This window comes from Mesorhizobium sp. B263B2A, from assembly GCF_020165775.1.
GTDB classification, from domain to species: domain Bacteria; phylum Pseudomonadota; class Alphaproteobacteria; order Rhizobiales; family Rhizobiaceae; genus Mesorhizobium; species Mesorhizobium opportunistum.
In genome coordinates, this window is record NZ_JAIUIU010000001.1 from 909,908 (window position 1) to 924,599 (window position 14,692).

Consider the following 14,692-nt stretch of genomic DNA (forward strand, 5'->3'; position numbering starts at 1 on the left):
CCTCCCAACTTGCCGAGCGCGTAGTTCTACGCCCGATCAGAAATCCTCACCTATCAACCCGTCTCAAAAAATCGGCGAGCTTCGAGCTGCTTTCGCGCGGGCTTTCCACCGTGGCCCAGTGCCCGCACCGATCAAGCGAGGAGAATATGGCCCCCTTGATCTTGTCGGCAAGCGCCTGCCCGACGCCGGGTGGATTGACAGTGTCGGCATCGCCGGTGACGAGCAGCGTCGGCGCCGAAATCCTTCTCGCATCGACAGCGGTTGCCTTGGCCAGCGCCTCGCAGGTGCGGGCATAGGATTCCGGATCTTGGCGGGTGATGGACTCCCGCACGAAGGCGACGGCAGCCGGCGAGGTTTCCCTGGTGTGCGCCGAAATGGCATTGGCGACGATCTGGTCGGCGATCTCGGCTATGCCGCCCGAGCGCGCCAACCGGGCCCGGTGGGCGAGCCCTTGCCTGGTCGCCTCGGTCGGTTCCGCCAGGGCGCCGAACAGTGCCAGAGAGGCGACCAGTGAAGGCTGCGCTGCTGCAATCTGCTGGCAAACGATGGTGCCCATCGAATGGCCGACGAAATGCGCTGATGTGACCCCCATGCCCGCCATGGCGCGGACCACCGCCTGGCTCATACCTTCAATGGTCAGCGGCTCGATCGGGCGCGGCGAACGGCCGGAACCCGGCAGGTCGAGCCGGATGACGCGATAGCCGGAAAGTGCCGCCATCTGCGGCTGGAACATGTTGGACGTGCCGCCGAGACCATGGATCATCACCACGGCAGTGCCTTCGCCGACGACTTCCGCGACGACCTGGCCAACCGTCACCGTCGTCATTGCACATGCTCCGCAAAGCGGTTTTCCAGCGTGCCGATGCCGTCGATCTCGATGCGCACGACGTCGCCCGCCTTGAGGTATTTCGGCGGATCGAAGCCAATGCCGACACCGACCGGCGTGCCGGTGGCAATGATGTCGCCGGGCCTCAGCGTGATGCCTTGCGACAGCGTGGCGATGATGGTCGGGATGTCGAAGATAAGCAGCGAAATCCGGGAATCCTGGCGCAGGTCTTCGTTGACGAAACAACGGATGCCGGCGGTCGCCAGGTCGAGCTCGTCCCTGGTCACCGCCCATGGCCCCATCGGGCAGAATGTGTCCTGCGATTTGCCGATCAGCCACTGGCTGTACTTGCCCTGCAGGTCGCGCGCGGTGACGTCGTTGACGATGGTATAGCCCCAGACATGGTCGAGCGCGTCTTCCCTGGAGATGCCGCGGCCGCCCTTGCCGATGATGACGGCCAGCTCCGCCTCGTAGTCGATGGCCGTCGAGACGGAGGCATCGATCAGCACGCTGGCATGGTTGGCGACGACCGATTCAGGCACTTTGGAAAAGATGATCGGGTGTTTCGGGATCGCGCCCGCACCGGCGCTGGAATCGAAGCCGCTGCGGGCGAACTCATGCGCATGCTCGTGATAATTCTTGCCGACGCAGAAGATGTTGCGGCGCGGCTGCGGGATCGGCGCCTCGATCTCGACCTGCGCCAACGGGATCGGCGACAGGGTGCGAGGGATGCCGGCGCCATTGCGCTCGATCAGGGCCAGGATACCGGATTTGGCCTGGTCGACCGAAAAATCGAAAGGCGCGATGGTCTCAGCATCGAGGTCGACAAGACCCACGCGACGTTCGCCGGCGATCGAAAAAGTCGCGACCCGCATCCTCATCCTCCCTGAACCAATACTGAGCCAATTCTTCGCTCTTTTGTTACACGCTATCGCCGATTGGTTTAGGCCGCAAGCGGAATCTAGACTGGTCATTCCAAAAAGGAATGAGGCTGTTGCGGCCGGCTCCTTTGGGATATCGACGACGCGCCACGGTGGACGACAGCATCGGAAACTGCTAACGATGGTTCAATATTGGATCAGATAAAAGCTGCCAGACATGCCAAAGCTCGTCGCCAACGATATCGCCACGGCGCTGAAGAAACGGATCTCTTCCGGCGAATGGATCGAGAATGGCCGCATGCCGCCGGAGCGCGACCTGGCGAGCGAATTCGGCGTCGCGCGCAACACGGTGCGGCGCGCGGTCTCCTTCCTCGAGGATGACGGCACGGTGGTGCGGCATGTCGGGCGCGGTACGTTCCTGACCACCACCAACCCGGCGTCTATGGCGGCGGTTGTCGGCCGGATGGAAGGCACCAGCCCCGCCGACATGATGGAGATCCGACAATTGCTGGAACCGGCGGCGGCGGCGTTCGCCGCCACCAATGCCAGCGCCATGGAACTCAACGCGGTGCGCGAGGCGCACAAGATCGCTTCGGAATCGCAGGACATGCCGACCTTCGAGCACTGGGACGCGGAGTTTCACCACCGCATCTTCGCGTGCTCGCGCAACGACTTCCTCAAGGAGATCCACAATCTGATGCGCATCCTGCGCAATCAGGCGCCGTGGTTCGAAATGAAGAAGCGGTCCTTTTCGGAGGAACGCCGCAGCATCTATTGCAGCGAGCACCAGACCGTTCTCGATGCGCTGCTGCGCCGTGACCCCGAGAGCGCCAGCCAGGCCATGCTGGCGCATCTGCGGACTGTCGAGCGCAATCTGCTCGGACGGTAGCAACCGGAATGGGAGGCGCGGGCAGCAGGGCGGTTTCCCGGCAAAAACCGCACAGCATTTTCCCTCGGGGATTGCGCCGGAGAAAGAGCCTTCAATAGGGCAGCCCGACATAGTTCTCGGCAAGCGCCGTCGACGCCGCCCGCGAGTGGACGAGATAGTCGAGCTCGGCCTCCTGGATGCGCTGGCCGAAGTCGCCGGTGTCGGGAAAACGATGCAGCATGGTTGTCATCCACCAGGAAAAGCGCACCGCCTTCCAGACCCGCGCCAGCGCCTTTTGCGAATAGGCGTCAATTCCTGCGCTTGATTTCCCGGCGTAGAAATCGCGCAGGCCGGCAAAGAGATAGCACACGTCGCTGGCGGCGAGGTTGAGGCCCTTGGCGCCGGTCGGCGGTACGATGTGGGCGGCATCACCGACCAGGAACAGCCGGCCGAAACGCATCGGCTCGGCAACGAAGGAGCGCAACGGCGCGATCGACTTTTCGAAGGATGGCCCGGTAACGACGCTCGCCGCCGTCCGTTCCGGCAAACGGCGGCGCAACTCGTCCCAGAAGCGGTCGTCCGACCATGCCTCGACGCGATCGCCCTCGGGGCACTGCACATAGTAGCGGCTGCGGTGCGTCGAGCGCATCGAACACAGTGCAAAACCCCTCTCGTGATTGGCATAGACCAGTTCATGATCGGCCGGCGGCACTTCGGCCAGCACGCCGAGCCAGCCGAACGGATAGTGCCGCTCGAAGATTTTCAGCGCGCTTTCAGGCACCGATTTGCGGCTGACGCCGTGATAGCCATCGCAGCCGGCAATGAAGTCGCAATCGATGCGATGGCTTACGCCGTCCCTGTCATAAGTGACGAAAGGTGCGGCGCCATCGAAATCGTGCGGCGCGACGTCAGCGGCCTCATAGACAGTGACGAGCCCGGCCGCCTCGCGTTTGTCCATCAGATCATGCGTCACTTCGGTCTGACCATAGACCGTGACATTCTTGCCGCCAGTCAGCGCCGACAGGTCGATGCGGTGCAGGCGTCCGTCGAAAGCCAGCGAGATACCGGAATGCGGCAAGCCTTCGGCATGCAGTCTTGAAGCAGCACCAGCCTCTTCCAGCAGTTCGACCGTCCCCTGTTCGAGCACGCCGGCGCGCACGCGGCCAAGCACATGCTCACGGCTGGATCGCTCAAGGATGACCGTATCGACGCCGATGCCGGCCAGAAGCTGGCCAAGCAGCAGGCCGGAGGGTCCCGAGCCGACGATCACGACCTGCGCGCGCATTAGTGTCCGAGGCTTTCGACCTGTGCGGCCAGTTCGGCGGCAAGGCGCAGCGACGCCGCGGTTGCGACAGCCATCTGCGGCAGCAGCAGCCATTCCAGCGTCCAAGCCGTGCCCGACCGCTCCTGCTCATGCACCAGCGCCTGATGCATGCCGGAAAGCTGCGTGGCGTTGAAGCGCGCGAGCCCCACCAGCGCTTCGGCCTTCACCGGGTTCTGCTTGTGCGGCATGGCCGACGAGCCACCACCGCCGGAAAGCGCGATATCGGTCCCCCCTTGCGCCATCAGCGCAATATCCTGGCCGAACTTGCCGAGGCTGCCGGTCACCAGCGACAGCCAGCCGGCAAAGTCGGCGAGCGCGTCGCGCTGGCTGTGCCATTGCGGCGCGTCCGCAAGACCGAGTTTCGCGGCCAGTGCCGCGCGTACCGCCGCCCCTTCGTCGCCAAGCTTTTCCAGCGTGCCGGCAGCGCCGCCGAACTGCACCACCAGCAAGCGCCTGGACTGTTCCGACAATCGCTCCTGATGCCGCTGCAGTGGCGCCCGCCACGCCCTCACGCGATCCGCCACCTGAATAGGGATCGCCGGCTGCATGCGCGTCATTCCGGTCAGCGGCCTGCCCCCGAAGCGCTCCTCCAGTGAGGTCAGCCGTATGACGGTCTCGGTCAGCAGCAGGCCGAGGTGCTCGACGACGGATTTCAGCCGGAGCACAAGGCCGGTGTCGAGGACGTCCTGGCTGGTGGCGCCGAAATGCGCCTTGTCGCCATGCGGTTCGCCGACCGTCATTCTGAGCTGGCGCACAAGTTCCGGAACCATGACGCCGTCCCTGGCGACGCCGGCCCGCAACAGGGACGTGTCCGGCCGGAACGAGGCCAGCGCCGCCATGATCGCGGCCGACGCATCCCTGGTGATGATCCCGTTCTCCGCCTCCACTTCGGCCAACGCGCTCTCGAACGCCAGCGCCGCCTCGATTTCTGCTTCAACGGAAAAATGCCTCGATGCCTCCTCGTCCCCGAGAAGGGCGGAGAGCAACGGATGGTCGAAAGGCGATACGGTCATGTCCTGCTTCTCCTGACCATCAGCTGTCGAAGAAGACCGTTTCCTTCTCCCCCTGGAGATGGATGTCGAAGATGTAGGCGTCACCCCTGCGCTCGGCGATCAACGTCGGCACGCGGATGCGGTGCTCGATGCGCGCCAGGATCGGATCCTGCGCATTGGCCTTTTCCTCATCGGAAAAATAGAGCCGCGTGTGCAGGCCGAGATTGATGCCGCGCGCGACGATCCAGAGCGTGATGTGTGGCGCCATCAGGCGGCCATCGCCGAACGGAACGCGGCCCGGCTTGATCGTCTCGAAGGCGCACAGGCCGGTTTCCATGTCGGTCGGGCAACGGCCCCAGCCCAGGAAATTCGGATCCGCGGCACCGCGCAATTCGGCCGGCGAATTGTAGAGCCCGTCGGCGTCCGCCTGCCAGATCTCGATCAGCGCGTCCTTGAGCGGCGTGCCGGTGCCATCGAGCACGCGGATGCGCAAACCGATGCGCTCGCCCCTGGTCTTGTCGTTGACCATGGTCGCACCGAGGTCGGTCGGATAGACGCCGCCGATGCCGCAGAAATTGGGCGTCAGTCCGATGTGGACGTAAGGTCCCGCGGTCTGCGAAGGGCTTTCCCTGAGCCGGTCGAGCGACTGGGCCATCAATTGCCCTCCAGCCGGTTTTCGAACAGCGAGGAACGCCGCCCGCGCAACACGATGTCGAACTTGTAGGCGCGCGCGTCGAAGGGGACCGTCGCCTGCATGTCGAGCGCGGCGATCAGCGTCTCGATGGCGGCCTTGTCGGGAATGCCGCGCGCGATCGGGCAGCGCCAGATCAGCGGATCGCCCTCGAAATACATTTGCGTGATCAGCCGCTGCGCGAAGCCGTGGCCGAAGATCGAGAAATGGATGTGCGAGGGCCGCCAGTCGTTCGGCCCGTTCGGCCAGGGATAGGAGCCGGGCTTGACGGTGCGAAAGGCGTAGCCGCCATCATCGCCAGATATGGTGCGGCCGCAACCGCCGAAATTCGGGTCGAGCGGGGCCAGATAGCCGTCTTTCTTGTGGCGATAGCGGCCGCCGGCATTGGCCTGCCAGAATTCCAGCAACGCACCGGGCACGCCGACGCCGCGCTCGTCGAGCACCCGCCCATAGACGATGATGCGCTCACCGATCGCGCTCTCGCCGGGCCTGGCGAAATTGTGGATCAGGTCGGCATCGAGTTCGCCCAGCATGGCATGACCGAACACAGGGCCCGATAGTTCCGACAGCGTGTTGTCGAAGGCAAGCAGCGCCTTCTGCGGCGAGCGCAACACCGAAGTCTTGTAGTTGGGCGTCAGCGGCGGCGGATGCCATGTCCGGTCGCGCTGGAAAAAGGCGCCGGTCTCGGGCCTCCGGTTCGATCCGGATTCAACGGGCATTGTCGGCTCCGTCCATTTCCGAAAACACGTCCTTGGCGATCTTGAAAGCACGGTTGGCGGCCGGCACGCCGGCATAGATGGCGACATGCAGGAATGCTTCGCAGATATCCTCGCGCGTGGCACCGGTGTTGGCGGTGGCGCGCACATGCATGGCGACCTCTTCATCATGGCCGAGTGCCGCCAGCAGCGCCAGCGTGACGATCGAGCGTTCGCGCTTGCTGAAGCCCGGCCGCGCCCACACCGTTCCCCAGGCCGCCTCGGTGATCAACTCCTGGAAAGGCTGGTCGAAATCGGTGGCGGCGATCTCCGCGCGGTCGACATGCCGATCGCCGAGCACGGAGCGGCGCACCGCAAGACCGGTGCGATATCTGGCGGCGTTGCCGGGGGCTTCATCCATGAGTTTCCGCTCCAGGGGCAAGCGATGCGATAAAACCGCGGATCAGCGCGGTGAGCGACTCGGGTTGCTCGACGCAAGGAATATGCCCGGCATCGCGGATGATCTCGAAGCGCGCGCCGGGGATCAGAGCAGCCAGCGAGCGGACAAGATCGGGGGGCGTCGAGCCATCCTGGTCGCCGGCGATGCAAAGGGTGGGGACCTCGATGCGGGCCGCCGCGTCGGTGAAATCCGCGTCACGAACCGCCTTGCAGGTCCCGATGTAACCGGCCAGAGTCTGGCGGGTCATCATGTTCCAATAGCCATCCAGCTCGGCCCCCCGCTTCGTGTGGAAAGTGGGGGTGAACCAGACTTTCAGCACGCCATCGGCAATGGCCTGGATGCCCTTGCTTTCGACCGTCGCGATGCGTGTGTTCCAGCTCTCCGCCGTGCCGATCTTGTGCGCCGTGTCGCACAGGATCATGGCCTCGACGATTTCGGGGCGCCTGGCATAGAGCCCTTGCGCGACCATGCCGCCGACCGACAGGCCGCACAGCACGACCTTCTCCAGCCCGAAATGATCGATGAGCGCCGAGAGGTCATCGACATGATCGTCGATCGAGCCGATATCGCCGATGTCGGACAGCCCGTGGCCGCGCTTGTCATAGACGAGCAAGGGCATGTCCCCATCAAGCGCCGAGACGACATCGTCCCAGATCCGGAAGTCGGTGCCGAGCGAATTGATGAACACAATCGGAGGCGCCTTGCCGCTTGCCTCGACATATCGATGGTGCAGCGTGATGCCGCCGATGGTGACGAATGGCACGATTTCGATCCTCCATCCCTACATTGCACGAGGCATTTGGTTCGGTAAAATGATATTTTACACCGTTTCATTAACTCAGGGGTTATCAAACCATGTCCGAAAACCGCATCCGGTTTCGTCATCTGCAGGCGTTCCTGGAGGTCGCGCGACAGGGAAGCGTGGCCCGTGCCGCCGACTTCCTGCATGTCAGCGCGCCGGCGGTGACCAAGACCCTGCGCGAATTGGAGGAGGCGCTCGGTGTCGCCGTTGTCGAGCGTGACGGGCGCGGCATCCGGGTCACGAGGCTTGGCGAGATTTTCCTTGGCCATGCTGGCACAGCGATCACGGCTTTGAAGCGCGGTGTCGATTCCGTTCGCCAGGACGGCGCGATCAATCGCCACCCGATCCGCATCGGCGCGCTGCCGACGGTATCGGCGAAGGTCATGCCACAGGCGATGAGCCTGTTCCTTAGGGAAAATACCGGGGCGGCGATCAAGATCGTCACCGGCGAGAACGCCGTGCTGCTGGAGCAACTGCGCACCGGCGCGCTCGACCTCGTCGTCGGACGGCTGGCCGCACCCGAGAACATGACCGGTTTCTTCTTCGAGCACCTCTACTCCGAGCCGGTGCTGTTCGTGGTGCGGGCCGGACATCCGCTGCTCGAGCCAGGGGCGGACATCTTCGCCCGCCTCGACGAATTCCCGGTGCTGATGCCGACGCGGGAATCCGTCATCCGTCCCTTCGTCGATCGCCTGTTCATCACCAACGGCATGACCGCTCCGGCCACCGAGATCGAAACCGTCTCGGATTCCTTCGGCCGCTCCTTCACGCGCCAGAGCAATGCGGTGTGGATCATTTCGGCCGGCGTGGTGGCCAATGAGATCGCCAGCGGCGCCTTCGTCGCCTTGCCGGTAAACACCGAGGAGACCAGGGGGCCCGTCGGCCTGACGATGCGCACGGATACTCCCCCCTCGCCCGCCTTCATCATCCTGCTGCAGACCATTCGCGAAGCGGCAAGGCAAGGCAACTGAGGTGCTGGACCGTTCAGGCAAGCCCGCCAGCCGGCTGGGGTTCTGATCGGGCGGAGACCAGTCGAGGCCGGCGTCGCGCTCAGGGCAAGCCTGTCGGGTCGAGATCGAAGACTCGTCCTCGATTTAGGATGTTCTTCGGGTCGAGCGCTGCCTTCAGCCGCCGCATCGTGGCGATTTCGGCGTCGCTGCGCACCAGATGAAGCCACTGTTTCTTATCGAGGCCGATGCCGTGCTCGGCCGAAACGCCGCCGCCTGCCGCCGCCACGCCACGATAGACAATGCCATAGGCCGCCGCCGGATCCGCGGTCATGATCTGATAATGCAGGTTGCCGTCGCCGAGATGGCCGAAGACATAGATGTCGGCACCGGGGTCGACGGTATGGATGGCGGCGTCCGCTTCCCGCAGGAACGCACCCATGCGTGCCAGCGGAATGCTGATGTCGACGCCGATCAGACCCTTCATCGAGAACAGGACGCGGTTGGCATCCTCCCGCACGTCCCAGAGCGCCCGGAATTCGCGCGGCGACTGCGACACCACCACATCGTCGATCACGCCATCCTCGACCGCCTGCATCAGCACCGCGGCGAAGCGCTCGCCGTCGCGCTCGGGCTCACTGCCCTGGATCTCGGCCAGCACATAGACAGGAGAACCCGCCGGCAGCGGCGCCGGCATCGCCATGCTGGCGACCATGACATCATAGAGCGGCGCGAAATTCACCTCATAGCCGGACAGCAGCGGGCCGAGCTTTTGCCGCAGCAGCCCGAGCAGAGCGATGGCCGCATCGAGCGAAGCGAGCGCGCAGAAGGCGTTCACTTCAGATGCCGGTTTCGGATGCAGCCGGAGCGCGGCGCGGGTGACGACGCCGAGCGTCCCTTCCGAGCCGATGAAGAGCTGGCCGAGGTCGTAGCCGGAATTGTCTTTGGGCAGGCCTTTCAGCGAGGTGAGCACGCTGCCATCGGCAAGCACGGCTTCCAGTCCCAGCACCTGCGCCCGGTACATGCCATAGCGCAGCACGCGGATGCCGCCGGCATTGGAGGCGATGTTGCCTCCGATCGTGGCCGAACCGCGCGCGCCTATATCGACGCCGAACATCAGCCCAGCGCCGTCGGCCGCCTCTTGCACCGCCTGCAGCGTCGCGCCCGCTTCGGCAACGATGCTGGCGGCCTGCCGATCCGGAGCGGCAAGGCCGGTCATGCGCTCCAGTGACAGCACGACCTCGCCCGGCTGCACGCGTGTGCCGCCGGCCAGCCCGGTGCGTCCACCCTGGATCACAACTGGCTGGGAGAGTTCATTGCACACGGCAAGTGCTACCGCGACGGCTTCGGTGCCGCGCGGACGCAGCACCAGCTCGGGCAGCACGCCGAGCTTGCCGTCGGGATCGTCGCGATAGCGCTGGTCGACATCGGAGCCGGCGAGGATGCCGCCCGCGCTCAGCCGAGCGCCAAGAGCGGACAGAAGTCGTTCCGTTTCAGGCGACATCGGGCCTAGCTGCCTGCGTGGCGAAGCGCGTCGTCTGCATGAACCAACCGGATGGCCCGATGAGTATCCTTGTCCAACACGCTCGCCATCCTTCAATTGCAGCCCGCCGATCCTATTCGCGATCGTGTGCCTTGCAAGCGATATCGGCCTGCCCCAGGCGGTGCCGGCATCGATCACAATAAGACGCGATCGATGCCGGAGCACTGTGTCAGCTTACTGAAGCTTGGCCTGCAGGGCGTTGACGTCGTCAGTGGTCATCTCGCCATCGGTGGTCACCTTGCCGTCGACGATTTTCCACAGCCGGAACGGGCCGGTGATGTCGCCATATTTGTCGAAGGCGACCGCACCGATGACGCCTTCATAGCGGATCGGCTTGCCGTCCTTGATCAGGCCGAGCGCCTTGGCGAACTCGTCCTTGCCGGCGAAGATGGGCGTGCCGGCCGGGTCGACCGCCTTGTACATCGCGTCCTTGATCTTGGCCGGATCCTCGGAGCCGGCAATGGCGATGGCGAGACCGACGATGGCACCCGCGTCATAGGAACGGTCGGCCGCCGGGTTCGACGGTTCGATGCCTGAGAACTCCTTGTAGTTCTTCATGAAGTAGTCGGTCGAGGCGGTCGGGCTGGTGCCCGACGAGGTACCGTAGGCCTCCTTCAGATAATCGGCGCCGACGGATTCTATGAAGTCCGGGCTGTTCATGCCGTCATTGAGCAGGAATTTCTGAACGCCGCCCTGCGAAATCCAGGTGCGGGCAACCGTGGCGCCATCGACCGGCGTGCTGACGAGATAGAGGCCGTCCGGCTCACCGGCCATCGCCGCCGTGACTTCTGAGGCATAGCTCGACTGCTTCTCGTTGTAGGGCGTGTCGGAGACGATGGTGCCGCCGAGCGCTTTGTAGGCACGGGAGAATTCGGCCACCATGTTGACGCCGAAGTCGTTGTTGACGTGGATGATCGACAGCTTCTTGAAGCCCTTGTCGATGGCGTATTTGGCGGCGGCGACGCCTTGCAGCGCATCCGAAGTGATGGTGCGGAAGAAGATGCCGTTGGTCTTGCCGTCGCGGCCAAGCGCCGTCAGCGTAGGCGAGGACGAAGCCGGCGAGACCTGGACGATCTTGGCCGGCGCGGTGACCGAGGTCAGGATCGGGATCGACACCGAAGAGATGATACCACCGATGATGACCGGCACCTTCTTGACCTGAACCAGCTGTGTGGCGGCATCGACCGCGATATTGCCCTGACTCTGGCTGTCGCGCGTGTCGGTCGCCAGATCGCAGCCGCGCACGCCGCCGGCAGCGTTGATGTCGCGGAAGGCCATCTCGACCGACTTGGCCCCAGCCTGGCCGTATTCGCCGGCCGGGCCGGTCAGTTCCATGACGAGGCCGACGGTGATCTTGCAGTCGGCGGCCTGCGCCGCACCGGCCATCGTGACGAGGGCAAGTGCCGTGGTGAGTTGGAGTATCGTGTTTCTCATTGTTGTTCCCCTTGAGTTACTTGTTCAGTTACTTGGCTGTCTTTGATCTCTGGAGCCTGTTCAGCTTTCCGGCATCTGCAGCCAGGTTTCATGCAGATGTCGCCATTCGACACCGTTGGGCGCCGATGAACTGGTGGTGAAGACGGCACTCGACTGACGGCGGCTGTGCTTGCCCGCGCGCAGCTGCGCCTCGACGTAGAAGACGACGATCGTGTCCGCGTCATGCCAGCCGGGCCGGATGTCCTCGATCGAGATGGCAAAGCCGTCGTCGCAAATGGCGCGGCTGGAGCGGACATGATCGACCACCGCGGCGCGATCGAGCACCTTGCCATCCGGCGTGACCATGCTGAGGCCGTCGCCCATGACGCGTTCGAAGCGGGCGAAGTCCACCGTGTCGGCGCGGGCGGCGACGAACCAGTCGACGAAGAAGCGATGCAAATCGATCACCTCGGCGCTGGCCCTGGAAAACAGCGTCTGGTTGATTGCGCTCATGCCCGGCCTGCATTGAGATTGTAGTGCATGATCGAGCCGTGGCGGCCGTGGCGGTCGCGCTCCAGCGCGTAGACATCGCCCTCGACGCCAGGGCTTTGCGCGATGATGGCAGCAATCCGTGCCCGATCCTCGGCGTCAAGCGCGACATCCATGATTTTGGCATTGGCCAGCGCATGCGCCTGGTTGCGGGCTCCGACGATCACGGCCGCCACTTGCGGCTGCTGCAGCACCCAGGCGCTGGCGATGGTGGCAATGTCGACGCCGTGGCGGTCGCCGACGGCTTTCAGTGCCGCAAGCAGCTGCTGAAACAGGTCCCAGCCGCCAAAGTCGTCGATGATCAGCTTGTATTTGACCAGGGATCGGTTTTCGAGCGGGGTGGCTGGCTCGGCGGCGCCAAGCCATTTATCGCTGAGGAAGCCACCGGCCACCGAACCATAGCAGAGGAAGCTGACGCCGTTCTTCGCGGCGAGGCCAGCGAGGCTGTTCGCAGGCCGCTGGTCGAGAACCGAATATTGCAGTTGCTGGCTGACCAGCGGGATGCAGGCGGCGAGGATTTCGGCCAGCCGCGGCGTATCGAAATTGGTGATGCCGAGATTGCGCACCTTGCCTTCGCGCCGGAGCTCGTCGAGCCAGCCCATCGCCTCGACATAGCGAGGCTGGCCATAGTCCCACCAGTGGAACTGAACGAGATCGAGCCGTTCGGTCTTCAACCGCCGCAGCGACTGGTCGACGATGCCCCTGATGTAGTCGCGGCTGATGCCGGCCAGCCGCTCGAGGTCGGGCACCAGCTTGGTGTGCACCTTCATTCTCGCCGCAACGTCCAGGCCGCGCTCGCTGGCCAGCCGCAAGCGCGCGGCGCCGATCAACTCCTCGACGCCGGTGTAGATGTCGGCGCAATCATAGGTCCAGATGCCGGCATCGAAGGTGGCGATCAGGTCGGCAATTGCTTGGCTGCGGTCGATGGCGCCGTGCCCGCCGGCCAACTGCCAGCCGCCGCGGATGACGCGCGAAATGGTGTAGCCGGGCCCGAGTTCGAAGGTCTTGGCGGTCATGTCGGGTCATTCTCCTTCGGCAGCGGCACGGCCGTGGTTGCGGCATGGCTGAACCGCCGCTTGGCCAGCCTGACGATCCGCAGCCGGCTGGCGCAATTGGGATCGGGACAGGCGATTTCGGCATCCGATGTCATCCAGTCATTCCGGTCGGTCGGGCGCTGCTTTGCCGCCAGCAGAGGCAGCACGGCGGCGAGTGAATAGATCGAAAAACCCTGCCCGGCCGGCATCGACAGCATCTCGCCCTTGAGCTCGAAATAGTCGCCGGCCTTGGCGCCGCAATAGATCGGCTTGCCCTCGGGGACGACCGCTTCGACGCGAAGATCGAAGAGCTCGAAACTGTCGTCGGCCATGTCAGGCCTCCACCAGGCTGAAGGTGATATCGCAGGCGCCATTGCGCCGTATGACGCCACAGGCGGCGGCGAACTGGTCGCGCTCCTCGGCTCGCACCTGTGCCACCACACTGCCGGCGAGCCAGCCGACCGGGAACAGCAGGCGCGCGCCCGGCCCGTAGTAGAGACCGATATCGAAGATCGCATTGGGATTGCCGCCCCACATGCGTGGCGGCACGTAGGACAGCACGATGTCGCCTGGCTGAGGCGTCAGCGTCGCGTTCTCGGCCGGCAAGGGTCTGTCATAGGACTGGCCATCGAGATCGGCCGATGGAACCGGACAAGAAATCTCGGGTCCCGTCCACATGGCATGGATGCCGGGAACGACGCGTGGTGCAGCGAGATAGGCCATGAGAAAGGTAGCGTTTTCCGGCGCCCTTTCAGGCAGCAGTAGCGCCGTCACGGAAAGCTTCGAGCGTGGCTCGGTGATCCTGATGGAAGTCATGTCTGGTCTTTCCCGGCGGTTTGCAATTTGCTGCGCAGGAAGGTGAAGGGCCGGCTGATGTCGGCGACCAGAGACTCGCGCGCTGCCTGTGCATCCTGCGTGGCCAGCGCCGTGACGATGCGGCGGTGATACTGGGCGGTGTCGACCTCGCCGGCTTCCGAGAAGGCATAGATGGCGACACGGATGCATGGCCCCGATTGCAGCCACAGGCTCTCGATCATCGGGATCAGCACCGCCGAGCCGCAGCAGCGATAGATCTCGAAATGAAAACTCTGGTTGAGCGTCACCTCGCGATCGACGTCCTTCTTGTGTTTCAGCGCCCGCATCTCGTCCCATTCGGCCAGAATGGTCTCGATGGCGGCGATCTGGCGCGGACCCATGCGGGCGGCGGCGAGCGCGATCGCCTCGCCCTCGATCAGGATGCGGGCCCGCAACAGATCATCGATGCGCTCCAGCGTGATCGGCGGCACGCGCACCGAACGGTTGGGCAATGCCTCCAGCGCCTTTTCCGTGATCAGCCTCCCGAGCGCCTCGCGCACCGGCATGGTCGAGGTGACCAGCGCATCGGCCAGCCCACGTATGGTCAGCACCTGGCTCGGCTCGAACAGGCCACCGATCAGGGCGCGACGCAGTTCCGAATAGACGCGATCCTGGACGGTTTCGCGGCCGACCGGCGCAAGCTGGGCAGCGATCGCCTCGTTGTTCTTTTCGATGGCAGCCTTTTGCATGGAATTCCGATCTTGGCCGGTTTTCGGCTTGCGGACGAAATTAAAGCCGAATAGCGTGATCAACGCAAGTGTGATCACAAATCAATAATCAGGAGACGGCAAAGATCGTCTTCGGCCAGAGGG

The 14,692-nt window shown here is 64.3% G+C and carries 17 protein-coding genes; 2 read left to right on the top strand and 15 right to left on the bottom strand.

Translation table 11 applies throughout. The features are described from left to right. Positions 1-46 precede the first annotated feature (46 nt). Positions 47-826 carry an alpha/beta fold hydrolase gene (locus LB568_RS04350; protein ID WP_224729272.1) on the bottom strand — a complete coding sequence of 260 codons (780 nt, stop codon included), beginning with the start codon at positions 824-826 and terminating at the stop codon, positions 47-49. Continuing rightward, a complete protein-coding gene (locus tag LB568_RS04355) occupies positions 823-1,701 on the bottom strand; it encodes a fumarylacetoacetate hydrolase family protein (protein WP_224729274.1) in 879 nt (292 codons plus the stop codon). The genes LB568_RS04350 and LB568_RS04355 overlap by 4 nt, the downstream gene beginning before the upstream one ends. Before the next feature lie 223 nt (positions 1,702-1,924). Between LB568_RS04355 and LB568_RS04360 the strand changes: the two genes are divergently transcribed. Continuing rightward, a complete protein-coding gene (locus tag LB568_RS04360) occupies positions 1,925-2,596 on the top strand; it encodes a FadR/GntR family transcriptional regulator (RefSeq protein ID WP_013896893.1) in 672 nt (223 codons plus the stop codon). 91 nt (positions 2,597-2,687) lie between these two features. Here the strand turns inward: LB568_RS04360 and pobA are convergent, their stop codons facing one another. The 6 genes from pobA to pcaD are packed head-to-tail and all read right to left on the bottom strand — an operon-like array spanning position 2,688 to position 7,500. Next, positions 2,688-3,860: a 4-hydroxybenzoate 3-monooxygenase gene (pobA, locus tag LB568_RS04365; protein WP_224729275.1), complete on the bottom strand. Its 1,173-nt coding sequence runs from the start codon at positions 3,858-3,860 to the stop codon at positions 2,688-2,690. Further along, positions 3,860-4,912, bottom strand: a complete 1,053-nt coding sequence (locus LB568_RS04370; protein ID WP_224729277.1) for a 3-carboxy-cis,cis-muconate cycloisomerase — start codon at positions 4,910-4,912, stop codon at positions 3,860-3,862. Before LB568_RS04370 ends, pobA begins: the two co-directional genes overlap by 1 nt. Before the next feature lie 19 nt (positions 4,913-4,931). Then, positions 4,932-5,546, bottom strand: a complete 615-nt coding sequence (pcaG, locus tag LB568_RS04375; protein WP_224729279.1) for a protocatechuate 3,4-dioxygenase subunit alpha — start codon at positions 5,544-5,546, stop codon at positions 4,932-4,934. Continuing rightward, complete coding sequence (gene pcaH, locus LB568_RS04380) at positions 5,546-6,301, bottom strand: protocatechuate 3,4-dioxygenase subunit beta (protein ID WP_224729280.1); 756 nt, start codon at positions 6,299-6,301, stop codon at positions 5,546-5,548. Before pcaH ends, pcaG begins: the two co-directional genes overlap by 1 nt. Then, complete coding sequence (gene pcaC / locus LB568_RS04385) at positions 6,291-6,698, bottom strand: 4-carboxymuconolactone decarboxylase (protein WP_224729281.1); 408 nt, start codon at positions 6,696-6,698, stop codon at positions 6,291-6,293. Before pcaC ends, pcaH begins: the two co-directional genes overlap by 11 nt. Beyond that, a complete protein-coding gene (gene pcaD, locus LB568_RS04390; RefSeq protein ID WP_224729283.1) occupies positions 6,691-7,500 on the bottom strand; it encodes a 3-oxoadipate enol-lactonase in 810 nt (269 codons plus the stop codon). Before pcaD ends, pcaC begins: the two co-directional genes overlap by 8 nt. Positions 7,501-7,592: 92 nt before the next feature. Between pcaD and pcaQ the strand changes: the two genes are divergently transcribed. Further along, the gene (pcaQ, locus tag LB568_RS04395; protein ID WP_140572786.1) at positions 7,593-8,510 is read left to right on the top strand and encodes a pca operon transcription factor PcaQ; all 918 of its coding nucleotides are present in this window, start codon (positions 7,593-7,595) and stop codon (positions 8,508-8,510) included. Between the two features lie 79 nt (positions 8,511-8,589). Here pcaQ and LB568_RS04400 read toward each other — a convergent pair whose 3' ends face one another. The 7 genes from LB568_RS04400 to LB568_RS04430 all read right to left on the bottom strand — a co-directional run bounded on the left by LB568_RS04400 (position 8,590) and on the right by LB568_RS04430 (position 14,569). Continuing rightward, positions 8,590-9,990 carry an FAD-binding oxidoreductase gene (locus LB568_RS04400; protein ID WP_224729285.1) on the bottom strand — a complete coding sequence of 467 codons (1,401 nt, stop codon included), beginning with the start codon at positions 9,988-9,990 and terminating at the stop codon, positions 8,590-8,592. 213 nt (positions 9,991-10,203) lie between these two features. After that, entirely contained in the window at positions 10,204-11,463 is a 1,260-nt protein-coding gene (locus LB568_RS04405; RefSeq protein WP_224729287.1) for an ABC transporter substrate-binding protein, read from the bottom strand. 60 nt (positions 11,464-11,523) lie between these two features. After that, the gene (locus LB568_RS04410) at positions 11,524-11,955 is read right to left on the bottom strand and encodes a DUF4440 domain-containing protein (RefSeq protein ID WP_224729288.1); all 432 of its coding nucleotides are present in this window, start codon (positions 11,953-11,955) and stop codon (positions 11,524-11,526) included. Beyond that, entirely contained in the window at positions 11,952-13,007 is a 1,056-nt protein-coding gene (locus LB568_RS04415) for an aldo/keto reductase (RefSeq protein ID WP_224729290.1), read from the bottom strand. Before LB568_RS04415 ends, LB568_RS04410 begins: the two co-directional genes overlap by 4 nt. Next, the gene (locus tag LB568_RS04420; protein WP_224729292.1) at positions 13,004-13,357 is read right to left on the bottom strand and encodes a TIGR04076 family protein; all 354 of its coding nucleotides are present in this window, start codon (positions 13,355-13,357) and stop codon (positions 13,004-13,006) included. Before LB568_RS04420 ends, LB568_RS04415 begins: the two co-directional genes overlap by 4 nt. Position 13,358: 1 nt before the next feature. Further along, the gene (locus LB568_RS04425; RefSeq protein WP_224729293.1) at positions 13,359-13,841 is read right to left on the bottom strand and encodes a DUF3830 family protein; all 483 of its coding nucleotides are present in this window, start codon (positions 13,839-13,841) and stop codon (positions 13,359-13,361) included. After that, positions 13,838-14,569, bottom strand: coding sequence for a GntR family transcriptional regulator (locus tag LB568_RS04430; protein ID WP_013896907.1), 732 nt, complete (start codon positions 14,567-14,569; stop codon positions 13,838-13,840). The genes LB568_RS04425 and LB568_RS04430 overlap by 4 nt, the downstream gene beginning before the upstream one ends. Positions 14,570-14,692: the final 123 nt, after the last annotated feature.